The sequence below is a fragment of the Rhizobium sp. BK008 genome, from assembly GCF_014197345.1.
Classification (GTDB): Bacteria; Pseudomonadota; Alphaproteobacteria; order Rhizobiales; family Rhizobiaceae; genus Rhizobium; species Rhizobium anhuiense.
In genome coordinates, this window is record NZ_JACIFK010000002.1 from 57,911 (window position 1) to 73,918 (window position 16,008).

A 16,008-nucleotide genomic window follows, 5' to 3' on the forward strand; every position below is an offset into this window, starting at 1 on the left:
CCGGTCCCTCTTCTCCCCGCGGGGGAGAAGAGGGAGCAAGCGGCTCGCTCGCAGCCAATGATCAGCCTAGTACTGCCTTGATCTTGTCGGCGGCCTGGTCGAGCGCGTCCTTCGGGCTCATCTGGCCGGTCAATGCCGCCTGTATGGCGTCCTGGATCGCCTTGGAGATCTTCGGCCATTGCGGATGCGGACCGCGCGGCTTGGCGTATTTCAGCTGTTCGAGGAAGACCTTGAGGGCGGCATCCTTCAGCGGTTGGCCGCTTTCGGGGATCGAGATGTCGGAACGGGCCGGAAGCTGGCCGAAGTTCTTGAACATCTTGTCGTCCTGCGAGGCGAAATATTCGAGCGCCTTGAAGGCTTCGGCCGGATGTTTGCTGGTGGCAAAGATCGCCCAGTTGAAATCGCCCATGGCCGAAGAGCGTTCGGCCCCTTCCTTCGGAACTGGGAGCAGGGTGACGCCCCAATCGAATTTCGCTTCCTGCGTCATGCGGTCGAGCTCCCACGGACCGGAGATCGCCATGGCCGCATTGCCCGAGTTGAAGGTTCCGGTCGAATCCCACTGACCGCGCGTCAGCGTATCGGGAGAAGCGAGCTTCTCGTCCATGATCGTCTTCCAGATCTCCAGCGCCTTCACCGCGCCGTCGGCATTGATGTGCTCATAGCTGCCGCCGCCCATCTGGGCCCAGGGAAGGAACTGGAAGGTGCCCTCCTCGTTGGCCTTGGCCGAGAAGGCGAGACCGTAGACGTTCTTGGCGGGGTCGGTCAGTTTGCGCGCATCCTCGACCAGCTCGTCCCACGTCTGTGGCGGTTTCGCCGGATCGAGGCCCTTCGCCTTGAACATGTCCTTGTTGTAATAGAGCGCGATCGTGTTGGTCGCCTTCGGCACGCCAAAATACTTGCCGTCCCACTCGACCGATTTCAACGGTCCGGGGAAATAATTCTCCGGCTTGATGACGGTCGACTTGGCGATCATGTCGGTAAGATCGAGGAAGGCGCCGCGCGACGAGAACAGCGCGTGCTCGGGATTGTCGACGGCGATGATATCGGGCGCCTGGCCGGTGGCATAGGCGCGCATCGCCTCGGTGACGACGTCGTCGAACTGGATCAGCCGGTATTCGATCTTGATGCCGCTGTTCTGAGCGTTGAACTCCTTGACGAGGTTCGGCGCCGGCTGGGTGTCCTTGTCAAGCGACCAGAGCGTCAGCGTGACGTCCTCGGCCTTGGCCGAAAGACCGAACAGCGAGACGCCTGCAAGGGCAAGCGCTCCCAGAATTGCATATTTGCGGATAGCCATGGTTCTCCTCCTTTGTGGTTATCCCCGTGTCCGGCAATTCCTCCTTGCCGGAAACGATGTCATCAGGCCGGATCGACGACGAATTCGCCGCCCCGGGCATGCTTGAGGTGGTTGAGCGCATAGACCTGGCCGGTCATTTCAAGCGCGTCGCGATAGACCGGGTCGTGCCAGCCCTCGATGTCGATCGAGCCCGACCAGCCGGCCAGGCGCAGCTCGGAAATGATATCGGTCCAGTTGCTGTCGCCGAAGCCCGGCGTGCGCATGAAGACGAACTTCTCCTTGCCGAAGATGCCGTGTTCCTTGATGACCTCCCAGCGGATGGTCGCGTCCTTGCCGTGGACATGGAAGAACTTGTGCGCCCATTTGCGGATCTGCGGCAAGGGGTCGATCAGATAGACCATCTGATGGCACGGTTCCCATTCCAGGCCGATATTATCATCAGGCGTCTCGTTGAAGATCAGTTCCCACGCATCGGGATTGTGGGCGATGTTCCAGTCGCCGGTCGCCCAATTGCCGTCCATGGCGCAGTTTTCGAAGGCGATCTTGATGCCCTTGTCGGCGGCGCGCTTGGCAAGCTCGCTCCAGATCTGCTTGTAGCGCGGCAGGCTGTCGGTCAGCGGTTTGCCGCGGATGCGGCCGGTGAAGCCGGCAACGCAGGTGGCGCCGAAGTGATGGGCATTGTCGATGCAATCCTTCCAGCCCTGCAGCGTTTCGAGGTCGATTTCGGTTTCCTCAAGCGGATTGCCGAACATGCCGAGCGTCGAGATGGTGATGTCGCGGTCGCCGATCGCATCGAGGCAACGCTTGCCGAGTTCGGCAAGGTCCTGGCCCTTGGTCGTTTGCCAGAAGAAGGGTTCGAAGCTTTCGAAGCCCATATCGGCGATATCGCCGATGCGGCTTGCGGCATCGCCCTTGTTGCCGCTGACCATGGTGCCGATGCGAATGGATTTTGCAGGGTTGCTCACGTCATGTCATCCTATGCTGAAATTTCGACGCGCTTGCCGGTCTTGGCGCTTTCGATTGCGCCGAAGACCATGGCAAGGCTTCTGATATTGTCGGAATTGACCGTCTCGGGCTGCTTGCCGGTGCTGATCGCCGCGATGAAGTCGGCGATGACGCTGGCATGGCCATGGGTTTCCTCATCGTGTTCCGGACCGGGAACGTTTACGGCAGCAAAGCCATGCAGAAGGCCGGGCTCTTCGCCGGCAACGGCCGCCTTGAAATTCTCTTCGCCATCCCAGGTGAGCATTCCCTTCGAGCCGACGAGGCGCCACTGGCTTTCCCAGCTGGTTCGCTCGCCCTCGGCGCACCAGGAGCCGCGATAGGTGAAGACGATGTCGTCGGAAAATTCGAAAATGGCGTTGGCCGAGGCGCCGTGCCGATACCACGAACCCTTTGGATTGCGCTCGACGCAATAGACGGCGAGCGGCTTCCTATCGGCGACGTAGCGCGCCGCATCGAAGGTGTGGATCGCCATGTCGAGAAGCAGGACGTTGTCCATCTCTTCGCGGAAGCCGCCGAAATGCGGCGCGATGAAGAAGTCGCAATGGATGCCGGTAAGGTCGCCGATCGCGCCGCTGTCGACGAAACGGCGAAGACGCCGGACCCCCGATATGAAGCGGCGGTTCTGGATGACAGCGTGGATGCGCCCGGTCTCGGCGGCAAGATCGATCAGCGTAGCGCCCTCGGCAAGCGAAGCGGCCATCGGCTTTTCACTGAGCACATGGCAGCCGGCCTTCAGCGCCGTCGAGACGACGTCGTATCGAGCCGAGGGAATGACGATGTCGAAGACCAGATCGGCCTTGGTGGCGGCGATGACGTCAGCCAGGTCCGAACCGATGACGGCGTCCTCGAGGCCGAATTCCGCGGCAAGCGTTTCCGCCGTCTTCCGGTTCAGGTCGACGAGGCCGACAATGGTGATGGCATCGGCCAGCAGAGGGTTGGAAGCGATCGCGCGCAACCAACCTTTGGACATAGCTCCGCACCCGCACAGAATGGCACTGAATTTCACGATTTCCTCCGAGGGAATGGCGCCAACTCCTAGTGACACGCACTCCGTAAACGTTTACGACTGTATGCGGAAACTTTTTGCCGTGTCAATAGAGGTCAGATGCCAAATTGATCCGGATGATTTTAGGCCGGGTCGGCCTAAAATCTGAATCCTGATCTAAACCAAAGAAACAGAGCATGATGTCGTCCGAAAACCGCGCACACTTTTCGGCATCATGCTCTAGGGAAAATCGCCACCGATGAAGGGGATTCGCCAGCTCGCCGACCACCTGGATATTTCGATCGGCACGGTCTCGCGCGCCCTGAACGGCAAGCCCGATGTCAACGAGGAAACCCGCCGGCGCGTGCTGGCTGCGGCCGAGGAACTCGGCTATGTCGCCAACCAGTCTGGGCGGAGCCTGCGTCAGGGAGAGACGAAGGTCATCGGGTTGATGATCGAATCCAGCAAGGAGACGGTCGAGAATGCCGACAACTTCTTCCTTGGCGTCACCAGCGGCCTGCAGAGCGTCTTTGCCCGCCATAAGCTCGACCTCGTGATGTTGCCCTGCCCGAGCGACGAGGACCCGCACGAATATCTGAAGCGGATAGTGGCACGGCACATCGTCGATGCGATGATCATCGCGGACACGCAGCGCGTCGACCGGCGCATCGACTTTCTGTCGCGGGCGAAGATCCCCTTCGTGGCGCTCGGCCGCAGCCTTTCGGCCGGCGATTTTCCATGGATCGATCTCGATTTCGAGGGCGTGGCCGACCATGCCGTCGAGCGGCTGGTCGCGCTGGGGCATCGTCGGATCGCGATCACCGCGCCGTCGAGCGAAGCCAATCTCGGTTATCTCTTTGTCGAAAGTTATCGCCGCGCACTCGAACGACACGGTATCGCATTCAACCCGGCACTCGTCATCCGCGTCAAGTCGAGCGAACGGGGTGGTTACCAGGCGGCCCATGAACTGCTGCTGCTCGAAGAACGGCCGACGGCGGTGATCCTGATCTATGAGCTGATGGCAATCGGCCTTTACCGCCGCCTGATGGAATCAGGTGTCATGCCCGGCCGCGATCTTGCGGTGATCGGCTTCCGCGACGCTCCTCGTGCACGGTTCTTGCAGCCGTCGCTCAGCTGCTTCCGTATCTCGCTCTACGATCTCGGCGTCGCGCTCGGCCGAATGCTTCTCGCCAACATGCAGGCCTATAGGGAATTCTATCCGAACGAGAGCCGCAACATCGTCTGGCCTCTCGAACTGATAATGGGTGAGAGCGATGCGTTTCAGGTCGGGGTCATGGCCTGAGCGCTATCGGCTCGCTTCCGGAAAGCGGAAGCGAGGTTCGTCCATTCCAGCGGCGGCGACGCCTCATGTGCCAGCAGGGAAGAACCGGTTTTCCGGCCGCGGCAATCCGAGATGTTCGCGCAGTGTCGTGCCTTCGTATTCGCTGCGGAACAGACCGCGGCGCTGCAGCTCGGGAACCAGCCGTTCGGTGACGTCGAGGAGACCCTGCGGCAGATAGGGGAAGACGACGTTGAAGCCGTCCGAACCTTGCTCGTCGAGCCAGCGTTCCATCTCGTCGGCGATACTGGCCGGGGTGCCGACGAAGGCAAGGCCGGCATAGCCGCCATAGCGCTGCGCCAGCTGACGCACGGTCAGATTTTCCTCCGCCGCAAGCTTCAGCACCTGAGCGCGGCCGGTCTTGCTGGCATTGGTGTCGGGAATATCGGCCGGCAGCGGCGCATCGGGATCGAAGCCCGAAGCGTCGTGACCGAGCGCGATCGAAAGCGAGGCGATGGCGCTGTCGTAATGCACCAGACTGTCGAGCGTGGCGCGTTTGGCGCGCGCCTCCTCGATGCTGTCGCCGACGATGACGAAGGCGGCGGGCAGGATCTTCAGATGGTCGCGCTTGCGGCCGATGGCTTCCATGCGGGTCTTGATGTCGGCATAGAGCGCCTTGCCGGCGGCAAGATCGCGCGGCGAACAGAAGACCATCTCGGCGGTCTCGGCGGCAAGCTGGCGGCCGGGATCGGACTGGCCGGCCTGGACGATGACGGGCCAGCCCTGCGGCGGCCGGGCGATATTGAGCGGCCCGCGGACGCTGAGTTCCTCGCCTTTGTGGGCGAGCACATGCATCTTTTCCGGATCGAAGAACTGGCCGCTCTCCCGGTCGCGGATGAAGGCATCGTCGGCGAAACTGTCCCACAGCCCGGTCACGACATCGTAGAATTCCCGCGCACGGTGATAACGTTCGCCATGCTCCACATGTTCGTCCAGGCCGAAATTGAGCGCGGCGTCGGGGTTGGACGTCGTGACGATATTCCAGCCGGCGCGGCCGCCACTGATATGGTCGAGCGAGGCGAAGCGACGAGCGATGTGATAGGGCTCGTCGAAAGTGGTGGAAGCGGTGGCGACGAGGCCGATACGCTCCGTCACCGCCGCCAGCGCCGATAGCAGCGTGAAGGGCTCGAAGGAGGTCACGGTGTGGCTGCGCCTCAGCGCCTCCACAGGCATGTTGAGCACGGCAAGGTGATCGGCCATGAAGAAGGCGTCGAATTTCGCCCGTTCCAGCGCCTGCGCGAAGGACTTCAGATGGGCGAAATTGAAATTGGCGTCGGGATAGGAACCGGGATAGCGCCACGCGCCGGTGTGCAGGCTGACGGGACGCATGAAGGCGCCGAGGCGCAACTGCCGTGGGGTCATGACTTTCCTCATGGATCGGGCAAGGCGGTCGCCTGCCCCGCATTGGGCGTTCTTTCTGCAACCGTCGCGGCGACGCAGCGGGATATCGGTTACGTAGGAAGTCGCCGAAATCAAATCGAGACCGGAAGCGGCAATTCCGGGTGGGAATTTTATCGCTTGCCAAGCTACCTTGGCCGCGCCGGTGCAGAACGCAAACCCTAATCGCGGCGGTTGGAGACTGATAAGCAAACACTTTTCATTTTCGATGGCTTCTATAGAATTTGTGCTCTTATCTCGACGCTCGATTTCTTTCACCGATAGGCTCGTCAGAATTGGAGACATCGATGAACACAGTGCTGAGGTCAACAGATCAGATCCGGCCCGTGGCCGCCCGTATCGGCAGCGACGAGGAAGCGATCGCCACCGCCCGCAGACTGGCGGCGCAATTTGCCGCGCGCGCCGCCGAGCGCGATGCCGACCGGATCCTGCCGTTTACCGAACTCGATCTTGTCGCCCAGTCCGGTCTGCTCGCGATCACCGTGCCTGCGCAATATGGCGGGCTCGACGTCTCCAACGCCGTGCTTGCCGAGATCACTGCGATCCTGTCGGAGGCGGATGGTTCGATCGGCCAGATCCCGCAGAACCATTTCTATATTCTTGAGGCGCTTAGAACCGATGGCGGTGAAGAGCAGCAGCGCTATTTCTTCGGCCGTGTGCTGGCCGGCGATCGTTTCGGCAATGCGCTTTCCGAGCGCGGCACCAAGACGGTCGGCCATTACAACACGCGCATCACCCGCGATGGTCCGGGCTACCGGATCAACGGCCGCAAATTCTATTCGACCGGCGTTCTCTTCGCCGACTGGGTCACCGTCTTCGCGCTCGATCCGGAGGATCGGCTGACAATGGCCTTCGTGCCGAAGGGCACCGAAGGCGTCGAGATCGTCGACGACTGGGATGGCTTCGGCCAGCGCACCACCGGCAGCGGCACGACGATCCTCGACAATGTCTATGTCAGCGCCGATTCCGTGGTCTTCCATCACAAGGGTTTCGAGCGGCCGACGACGATCGGTTCCGTCGGCCAGATCATCCATGCCGGTGTCGATCTCGGGATCGCGCGGGCGGCCTTTGCCGAAACGCTTGATTTCGTCAGGACGAAATCCCGCCCGTGGATGGATAGCGGCCTCGATCGCGCTTCCGACGACCCGCTGACGATCGCCAAGGTCGGCCAGATCGCCATCCGGCTGGAAGCCGCAACCGCTCTTGTCGAGCGCGCTGGCCACAAGGTCGATGCCGCGCAGGTCGAGACGACCGAGGAAAAGGTGGTTGAGGCCACACTTGCGGTTGCCGCCGCCAAGGTGCTGACAACAGAGGTGGCGATCGAGGCGGCGAATACGCTCTTCGAGCTTGCCGGAACCTCGTCGGTACAAACAGGTCTCAATCTCGACCGCCATTGGCGCAATGCCCGCACCCATACGCTGCACGATCCCGTGCGCTGGAAATACCATGTCGTCGGCAACTACCATCTGAACGGCGTGACGCCGCCGAAGAACGGTGCGCTCTGAAGCCTTCGTCGCTTTCAAACGAAAACCCCACCGCCGCTGCCGGCAGTGGGGTTTTTCATTGTCGATGAAGCCGTGGCCGCCTCAGCTATAGAGGCTGACCTCCGGTATCCGGTCGTTCAGCACGAATTCACCGACTTCTTTCGCCTTGTAGAAGACTGGGTCGTGCAGCGTGTGGGTACGGACATTGCGCCAGAACCGGTCGAAACGGTATTTGTCTGCCGTCGAGCGGGCGCCGGTCAGCTCGAAGACGCGCGAGGTGATGTCGAGCGCGACATGGGTGGCGTGCACCTTGGCGGTATAAGCTTCCGCCGCCGCCTCGCCGCGCTCGCGCGCCGTCACGTCGCTGCCACGGGCAAGACCCGCCTGCACGGCTGACGCCGCATGGTCGGCAAGGGCTGCCGAGGCCTTCAGCGCCGCGGTGAATTCGCCGACGCGTTCGAGGATATAGGGATCGTCGGCCGCCCGCTCGACGCCTGACGTGATCCACGGCCGGGTGGTGGTTCTGACGTAATCGACGGCCGCCTGCAGCGCGCCTTCGGCGGTGCCGAGATAAAAGTTGACGAAGACCAGCTGGATGAACGGCGTGTTGAAGGTCGACAATACAGGCGGCGCTGCGTCGGGGGCAGCCGGCGCACCGACGAAATCCTCCTCGTAGACCGGGAAGTCGCGGAACTCGACGCTGCCGCTGTCGGACAGGCGCTGGCCGATATTGTCCCAGTCGTCATTGGCGACATAGCCGGGGCGATTGGTCGGCACGGCGAAGCCGGCGATCTTGTCGTCGAGCGTGGCATTGGCGTTGATGTAGTCGGAGACCCGTGCCGCCGTGGAGAAGGATTTGCGTCCGTTCAGCACATAGCCGTTGCCACGACGAGTCAGCACCAGCCCGGGATCGCGCGGATTGACCGCCGCACCCCAATAGAGGTTCCTCGCGACGGTATCGCTGCCCAGCGCATGGGCACGGGCGGCATCGAGGGCCCAATAGATATACTGGCTGTTGACATAGTGGTAGCCGAGCAGCTGACCGATCGAGCTTTCGCCGCGGGCGAGAATGCGCACCAGCCTCAGTCCATCGACCCAGTCGAGGCCGCCGCCACCGATTTGGGTGGGATGCAACGCATTGAGCAGCCCGGCATTCTTCAATTTGACGATCTCGGCGAGCGGGGGACGGCCTTCGCGGTCGAGGTCTGCGGCGCGCCGGGAAAGATCGGCAGAGATATCCTCCGCACGGGCAAAGAGGTCTGCTCGGGTTGGGTTGCGGCTGGCCGCGAAGACGACATTGGACTGGCTCATGGGCGAAACTCCAATTCTCCAAAAGATGATCCGGCGGGAGCTTGAGGCTCCCGCCGGAAGGATCAGCGTGACCTCCTCAGAAAAGCTTGTCCGGAATCCAGCTCGCGGTTGCCGCATCGCTCGTGCTGAAGGCCGGAATCTTCGCAGCCAGTTCCTCGATCGTCTTGACGCCGGCCGCCCGCAGGCTCTCCTGCGTCAGAAGCGTCGGCTTCACGGTAATCTGATGGGGAACCGTCTGACCGGCGATCTCGAGGGCAGCGGCACGGATGGAGACGGCGCCGACGACGGCCGGATTGGTCGCGACGGTCGCAACCCAGGGGCTGCCTTCCTCGGTGATTTCCTGGATATCGGCGGTCGAGACGTCGGCCGAATAGATCTTCAGCTTAGCTGAAATGCCGAGATCGTTGGCGGCGAGCTTCACACCGCGGGCGAATTCATCATAGGGGGCAAAAACGACCGATATATCGGGATTGGCGGTGAGCGCGGCCTTCGCCTGGTCGGCGGTCGAGGTCGCCGTCGTGTCGCTGACATTGCCGAAACGGGCCTTTTCGACCACGCCCTTATTTTCCGACTTGAACTTGTCCCAGACCTCGTTGCGGCGGTCGAGCGGCGCAAAACCCGCGACATAGACATAACCGGCGTTGAAGTCTTTGCCGTTGTCCTTCACCACCTGTTCGAGCGCCAGCGAGGCGAGCTCGTGATCGCTCTGCTCCACCTGCGGGATCTTGGGGTTGTTGAGGTTGACGTCGAAAGCCACGACCTTGATGCCCTTGTCGAGCGCCTGCTGCACGACGTCGCCGAGCGATTCCGGAAGGCCGTGGTCGATGACGATCCCGGAGACGCCGAGATTGATCGCCTGCAGAATCTGCTCGCGCTGCTCGGCGGCGTCCTGCCGTCCGGGGAAGACGCGCAGGTCGATATCCAGCGCCTTGGCCTGGGCTTCCGCACCGGCCTGGTAGGCCTGGAAGAAATCGCCGGCCGAGATGTAGCTGATCAGAGCCACCTTGACCCCGCCCTTATCAAAGGGGGCCGGAGCGCCGGACAGGCCGTCGGCTTTTGCGCCTTGAATGAAAATGAACGGAATGACGGCGGCAGACAGTGCGAGCCGTGCGAGGGATTTCATCGTCGCGTTCCTTCTAGCAATCGGAAGCGTCGTCTGACGGGTTGGGAGCCCCGCGACGCATCGGATTATTTAGATATAATCTCTATGTTTTTAGTAGAGTAAATGATCCGATTTTCCGGGCTGCGGGAGATTCTTTGTTTCCCGGGGACAGTTTGTGAGGGAAAGGCGTGCCTGGAGTTCGACCACCCGGACGGGGCACACTCCTGATACAAATGCAGTCCCGGACATGATCAATGCCGCTTCTTCACATTGAAAATATCACCCGCAGTTTCGGGTCGACGCGGGCGCTTGCCGGTGCTGAACTGTCGCTGGAGCGCGGTGAGATCGTGGCGCTGATGGGTGCCAACGGTGCGGGCAAATCGACGCTGGTAAAGATCCTCTCCGGCGTCCTTCCGGCCGATGGCGGCACGGTCAGCTTCAATGGCCGCCCCTTTGCGCCGCGCAGCCCGGCCGACGCGGCAAAGGCCGGTGTCGTCACGGTGCATCAATCGACGGATCTCGTCGGCGCGGCTGGCCTGAGCGTTGCCGATGCCCTGCTGCTCAACCGGTTCGCCGATCGGAGCGCGCCCTTCTTCGTCTCGCGCGCCGGCATCCGCCGCGCCGCGCAGGCAATGCTCGATGCCGCCGGCTTCAGCCTGCCGCTCGATCGTGATTTCGGCGACCTCGGCAGCGCCGACCGGCAACTGGTGGCGATCGCCCGGGCGCTTGCCAACCGCGCCGATCTGCTCATCCTCGACGAGCCGACGGCGAGCCTTTCCGGAGAGGAAAGCCGCCGCCTCTTCGACATTCTTCTCAGCCTGCGCAAGCGCGGCCTGGCGATCCTCTATATCTCGCACCGCACCGCCGATCTCGAAGCCATCGCCGACCGTGCGCTCGTCATGCGCGGCGGCCGCGTCGTCGGCACCTTCTCGCGGCCGATCGATTTTTCGAGCGCCATCGAGACGATGATCGGCCGCAGACTGGATGCGGCCCGGCCGGATGCGCGGCCTGCGACCGATCCGGCGATTTTCGAGATGCGTGATGTCAGCCTCTTCTCTGACGCCGCATCCTTCGATCTGTCCTTGCATGAGGGCGAGGTGGTGGCGGTTACCGGCGTGCTCGGCGCCGGCAAGAGCCGGTTGCTCCAGGCGATCTTCGGCGTGACGGCGCTTGAGCGCGGCGCGATGTTCCTCGACGGCCGGCCTTACCGGCCAAAAAACGCGGCCGAAGCGATCGCCGCCGGTGTGGCGATGGCGGCCGAAGACCGGCACCGTTCATCGCTGATGCCGCCGGCGTGGCCCGGCCATTCGCTGTCGGCGACGATCAGCCTGCCGCATCTTGGCAAATGGTATCCGCGCGGTTTCCTGGTCGGTGGCCGTGAACGACGCGAGGCCGAGCAGGCGATCGTCCGTCTCGGCATCAAGGCCGCCGGTCCCCTCGCCTCGATCTGGTCGCTCTCCGGCGGCAACCAGCAGAAGGCGGTGATCGCCCGCTGGGAGGCGGAACCGAGCCGGCTGCTGCTGCTCGACGAACCCTTCCAGGGTGTCGACGTCGGCGCCCGTCATGACATCATCCGGGCAATCCGCGCCCGCACCGACCGGGCGACGCTGATCGCGACCTCCGACCCGGAGGAGGCCTATGAAGTGGCCGACCGCATCCTCGTCATCGACCGCCACGTGTTGAGGCCCGCGGCACACGGGGCCGCTTTTGCCTCCGCAATCCAGGGAATACCCGCATGACGACGATCGACGACGACACTCTTCCGCAGGCAAGCGCCCGGCCGAAGGCATCACCGCAAGCCGATAATGGTCGTCTTGCCGCCTTCGGGGCGTTCCTCCGGGCGGGTGCGGTGTTCATCCTGCTTACGGCTCTCGTCATCGGCTTCACCATCGCCGAGCCCGCCTTCATCAATATCGCCAATCTGATGAGCATTCTGCAGGCGGTATCGGTCGTTGCCATTCTTGGCGCCGGCGTCACCGTGACGCTGGCTGTCGGCGGTTTCGACCTGTCGATCGGCGCGGTCGCCGCATCGAGCGTGATGGCGGCGAGTTATGCGATGATCGTCTGGCACCTCGATGCCTATGTGACGGTGCCGCTGGTGCTCGCCTTCGGCGCCCTGATCGGTCTCGTCAACGCCTTCCTGATCGTGCGCCTGAAGGTGCCAGATCTCCTGGCGACGCTGGCGATGATGTTCCTGCTTTCCGGTCTGCAACTGATCCCGACCGCCGGCCGGTCGATTTCGGCAGGCCTCACCCTGCCCGACGGCTCGAAGGCGACCGGCGCCTACGACCCGGCCTTTCTGCTGATCGGCCGCTATAGCATCCTCGGCACCCTGCCCGTCTCCGTGGTGCTGATGGCGGTGGTCGCCGTCGCACTCTTCATTCTCACCGAACGCACCCGCATCGGCCGGCTGCTGTTTGCGACCGGCGGCAACGAGGTCGCGACCCGTCTTGCCGGCGCGTCCACAGTCCGGCTGAAGACGCTCGCCTATGTGATTTCGGGCACGCTGGCGGCGCTGGGCGGCATCGTCATCGCCGCCCGCGTCGGGCGTGGCGATGTCTCCTCCGGCGGCTCGTTGCTGATGGATTCGGTCGCCGCCGCGCTGATCGGTTTTGCCGTCCTCAACCTCAGGCGTCCAAACGTGCTCGGCACCATTGCCGGCGCCGTCTTCGTCGGGGTGCTGCTGAACGGTCTCACCATGCTGAACGCCCCTTATTACACCCAGGATTTCGTCAAGGGTGCCGTGCTCGTCGGCGCCTTAGCGCTGACCTACGGCCTTGGCCGCAGCAATCCCTAATTCCAAGGAAGAAAGACATGACCCGCGAAATCAGGCTCAACGCCTTCGACATGAATTGCGTCGGACACCAGTCGCCGGGGCTCTGGCGCCATCCGCGCGACAAGTCCTGGACCTATAAGGATCTCGACTACTGGGTGCATCTGGCCAAGACGCTGGAACGCGGCAAGTTCGACGGGCTGTTCATCGCCGACGTGCTCGGAGTCTATGATGTGCTGAACGGCAATGTCGATGCCGCCCTTCGCCATTCGGCGCAGGTGCCGGTCAACGACCCGCTACAGCTGATCCCCACCATGTCCTACGAGACCGAACATCTCGGCTTCGGCCTGACGGCGTCGCTCTCCTTCGAGCACCCCTACACCTTCGCCCGCCGCATCTCGACGCTCGACCATCTGACCAAGGGGCGCGTCGGCTGGAATATCGTCACCTCCTACCTCAACAGCGGCGCGCTCAATATCGGCCAGCCGGCGCAGACGAAGCACGATGACCGCTACGATCTCGCCGAGGAATATCTGGAAGTCTGCTACAAGCTCTGGGAGGGAAGCTGGGAGGATGGCGCCGTCGTGCGCGACCGCGAAACCGGCATCTTCACCCATCCGGACAAGGTCCATCCGATCCGCCATTCCGGCAGGCATTTCAACGTGCCCGGCATTCACCTGAGCGAACCCTCGCCGCAGCGCACGCCGGTGCTCTACCAGGCCGGCGCCTCCAGCCGCGGCAAGGATTTCGCCGGCGCCCATGCCGAATGCATCTTCGTCGCCTCCCCGTCGAAAGCCGTGCTGAAGCGTTACGTCGCCAATGTCCGCGAGGCGGCCGAACGCGTCGGCCGCAACCCGCGCGAAATCCTCGCCTTCAACCTGCAGACCGTGATCCTCGGTGAAACGGATGCCGAAGCACAGCGGAAATTCAACGAATACCGCAAATACGCCTCCTTCGAAGGCGCGCTGACGCTGATCTCCGGCTGGACCGGCATCGATTTCGGCCAGTTCGGGCCGGACGAGGTGCTGCGGCACCGCCATACCAATGCGGTGCAATCGGCTGTCGAGACCTTCACCACCATCGATCCCACCAAGGAATGGACGGTGCGCGAAATGGCCGACTGGGTCGGCGTCGGCGGTTTCGGCCCGGTCTTCGTCGGCTCGCCGCAGACGGTTGCCGATCTGATGCAGGAATGGGTCGAGGACACCGATGTCGACGGCTTCAACCTCGCCTATGCCGTGACACCCGAAAGTTTCGAGGATGCCGTCGATCTGTTGGTGCCGGAACTGCAAAAGCGTGGCGTCTACAAGACCGAATATGCCAAGGGAACGCTGCGCGAAAAGCTCGGGGGAGCGGGGCCGCGGCTTGCCGCGCCGCATCCGGGTGCGGCCTATCGCAATCTTTTCGGCGAGCCTACCCGCGTCGCCGCCAGCGGCTGAGCGAATAATGACCGGCGCATCATCCTCCCCGAAAATCGGATCCGATTTTCGGGGAGGATGATGCGCCAATCAAAGTGATAGAGCGTCCTTAGCGCGTCCTGTTGGACGCGCGGCGCTCTGGGTGACAAAAAATGTCTCGCGGTGTCCGAGGTTTAGAATTTAACCTCTATGACAATCGGCGTTTCACCCTGAATATGGGCGCTTGAAATTCGATCGATCAGGAGGGGTCATGACCGTACCATCTATCTCGCGGCGCACACTGATAAAGGGCACCGCCCTGCTCCTCGCTTCGACGGCGCTCGCTCGCCAGGCGCTGGCGCAGGCGGCGCCTGCCGGTGGCCGGCTGATCGTTGCGGCCGATTCCGAACCGAAGAACCTCAATCCGGCGATCGTCGCCTCCAACGGCGTCTTCTTCGTTGCGAGCAAGGTGATCGAGCCGCTTGCCGAAGCCTCGTTCGACGGCAAGGACGGGCTTGCGCCGCGTCTCGCCACCGCCTGGGAGGGGTCGGCCGACGGCCTCTCCGTCACCTTCAAGCTGCGCGACGGCGTGACCTGGCACGACGGCAAGCCGTTCACCTCGGTCGATGTCGCCTTCTCGGCGCTCAACATCTGGAAGCCGCTGCAGAATCTCGGCCGTCTGGTCTTTGCCAATCTCGAAGCCGTCGATACGCCCGATGACTACACCGCCATCTTCCGCTTCTCCAAGCCGACGCCGTTCCAGCTGATCCGTAACGCCCTGCCTGTCGTCACCAGCGTCGTCGCCAAACACATCTTCGACGGTACCGATATTGCCACCAATCCGGCTAACACCACGCTTGTCGGTACCGGGCCGTTCAAGTTCGCCGAACACAAATCCGGCGAATATTACCGGCTGGTGCGCAATGAGAGTTACTGGGACAAGGAGCAGCCGAAACTCGACGAGATCATCTTCCGCGTGCTGCCCGATCGCGAGGCTGCGGGTGCAGCACTCGAGGCTGACGAAATCCAGCTTGCCGCCTTTTCGGCGGTGCCGCTTGCCGATCTCGACCGCATCTCCAAGGTCGAGGGCATCAAGGTGATCTCCAAAGGCTACGAGGCTTTGACCTACCAGCTCGTCGTCGAGATCAATCACCGCCGCAAGGAACTGGCCGACCTCCGGGTCCGTCAGGCGATCGCCCAGGCGATCGACAAGAAATTCGTGGTCGACACCATCTTCCTCGGTTACGCCGCCGCTGCGACCGGCCCGGTGCCGAAGAATGCGCCGGAATTCTATACATCCGATGTCGCGACCTATGCGTTCGACCCCGCCGCCGCCAACGATATTCTCGACAAGGCGGGTTACAAACAAGGGCCTGATGGTAACCGTTTCTCGCTGAAGCTGCGCCCCGCACCCTATTTCAACGAGACCCGCCAGTTCGGCGATTACCTTCGTCAAGCGCTCGCCGTCATCGGCATCGATGCCGAGATCGTTAATGCCGATGCGGCCGCGCACCAGAAGGCTGTTTATACCGACCACGACTTCGACCTTGCCGTCGGCCCGCCGGTCTTCCGCGGCGATCCGGCGATCTCCACCACGATTCTCGTCCAGTCCGGGACGCCAGCCGGCGTGCCCTTCTCCAACCAGGGCGGCTACGTCAATCCGGAGCTCGACAAGATCATCAAACAGGCCTCCGAGACGGTCGACACGGCGGCGCGCACGGATCTCTACCGCAAGTTTCAGCAGCTCGTCGTCGCCGATCTGCCGCTGATCAACGTGGTGGAATGGGGGTTCATCACCGTCGCGCGCGACACCGTACTCAATGTTGCGGACAATCCGCGCTGGGCGGTCTCGAACTGGGGCGATACCGCGCTGCAATCGTGATAGGATCGGCAGCAATTCTCTTCCAGAGGCCCTGTCCG

At 62.7% G+C, this 16,008-nt stretch carries 12 protein-coding genes; 6 read left to right on the plus strand and 6 right to left on the minus strand.

Features of this window, described 5'->3' with window-relative positions; translation table 11 throughout:
• Positions 1–61: 61 nt before the first annotated feature.
• From FHT69_RS11805 to FHT69_RS11815, 3 genes are all read right to left on the minus strand, one after another.
• Positions 62–1,294, minus strand: coding sequence for an ABC transporter substrate-binding protein (locus FHT69_RS11805; protein WP_063476113.1), 1,233 nt, complete (start codon positions 1,292–1,294; stop codon positions 62–64).
• 62 nt (positions 1,295–1,356) lie between these two features.
• Positions 1,357–2,259 (minus strand): sugar phosphate isomerase/epimerase family protein, encoded by a 903-nt coding sequence (locus FHT69_RS11810; RefSeq protein ID WP_047613133.1) that lies wholly within the window; start codon positions 2,257–2,259, stop codon positions 1,357–1,359.
• 11 nt (positions 2,260–2,270) lie between these two features.
• A complete protein-coding gene (locus tag FHT69_RS11815) occupies positions 2,271–3,305 on the minus strand; it encodes a Gfo/Idh/MocA family protein (protein WP_063476112.1) in 1,035 nt (344 codons plus the stop codon).
• A 238-nt stretch (positions 3,306–3,543) separates the two neighbouring features.
• On the opposite strand from FHT69_RS11815, the gene FHT69_RS11820 reads away from it, so the two are divergent.
• Entirely contained in the window at positions 3,544–4,587 is a 1,044-nt protein-coding gene (locus FHT69_RS11820) for a substrate-binding domain-containing protein (RefSeq protein ID WP_063476111.1), read from the plus strand.
• A gap of 63 nt (positions 4,588–4,650) precedes the next feature.
• On the opposite strand, the gene FHT69_RS11825 is transcribed toward FHT69_RS11820, so the two are convergent.
• A complete protein-coding gene (locus FHT69_RS11825) occupies positions 4,651–5,985 on the minus strand; it encodes an LLM class flavin-dependent oxidoreductase (RefSeq protein ID WP_063476110.1) in 1,335 nt (444 codons plus the stop codon).
• 323 nt (positions 5,986–6,308) lie between these two features.
• On the opposite strand from FHT69_RS11825, the gene FHT69_RS11830 reads away from it, so the two are divergent.
• Positions 6,309–7,526, plus strand: coding sequence for an SfnB family sulfur acquisition oxidoreductase (locus FHT69_RS11830; RefSeq protein ID WP_063476109.1), 1,218 nt, complete (start codon positions 6,309–6,311; stop codon positions 7,524–7,526).
• 81 nt (positions 7,527–7,607) lie between these two features.
• Here FHT69_RS11830 and FHT69_RS11835 read toward each other — a convergent pair whose 3' ends face one another.
• Both FHT69_RS11835 and FHT69_RS11840 read right to left on the minus strand, forming a co-directional pair.
• Complete coding sequence (locus FHT69_RS11835) at positions 7,608–8,816, minus strand: acyl-CoA dehydrogenase family protein (RefSeq protein ID WP_063476108.1); 1,209 nt, start codon at positions 8,814–8,816, stop codon at positions 7,608–7,610.
• 76 nt (positions 8,817–8,892) lie between these two features.
• Positions 8,893–9,939: a substrate-binding domain-containing protein gene (locus FHT69_RS11840; protein WP_063476107.1), complete on the minus strand. Its 1,047-nt coding sequence runs from the start codon at positions 9,937–9,939 to the stop codon at positions 8,893–8,895.
• Positions 9,940–10,172: 233 nt separating this feature from the next.
• Here FHT69_RS11840 and FHT69_RS11845 point away from each other — a divergent pair, with 233 nt between their 5' ends.
• The 4 genes from FHT69_RS11845 (at position 10,173) to FHT69_RS11860 (ending at position 15,970) form a co-directional block, all read left to right on the plus strand.
• Positions 10,173–11,657 carry a sugar ABC transporter ATP-binding protein gene (locus FHT69_RS11845; RefSeq protein ID WP_063476106.1) on the plus strand — a complete coding sequence of 495 codons (1,485 nt, stop codon included), beginning with the start codon at positions 10,173–10,175 and terminating at the stop codon, positions 11,655–11,657.
• Positions 11,654–12,715, plus strand: coding sequence for an ABC transporter permease (locus FHT69_RS11850; protein ID WP_063476105.1), 1,062 nt, complete (start codon positions 11,654–11,656; stop codon positions 12,713–12,715). Before FHT69_RS11845 ends, FHT69_RS11850 begins: the two co-directional genes overlap by 4 nt.
• A gap of 17 nt (positions 12,716–12,732) precedes the next feature.
• Positions 12,733–14,130: an LLM class flavin-dependent oxidoreductase gene (locus FHT69_RS11855; RefSeq protein WP_063476104.1), complete on the plus strand. Its 1,398-nt coding sequence runs from the start codon at positions 12,733–12,735 to the stop codon at positions 14,128–14,130.
• A 229-nt stretch (positions 14,131–14,359) separates the two neighbouring features.
• Positions 14,360–15,970: an ABC transporter substrate-binding protein gene (locus tag FHT69_RS11860; protein ID WP_063476103.1), complete on the plus strand. Its 1,611-nt coding sequence runs from the start codon at positions 14,360–14,362 to the stop codon at positions 15,968–15,970.
• Positions 15,971–16,008: the final 38 nt, after the last annotated feature.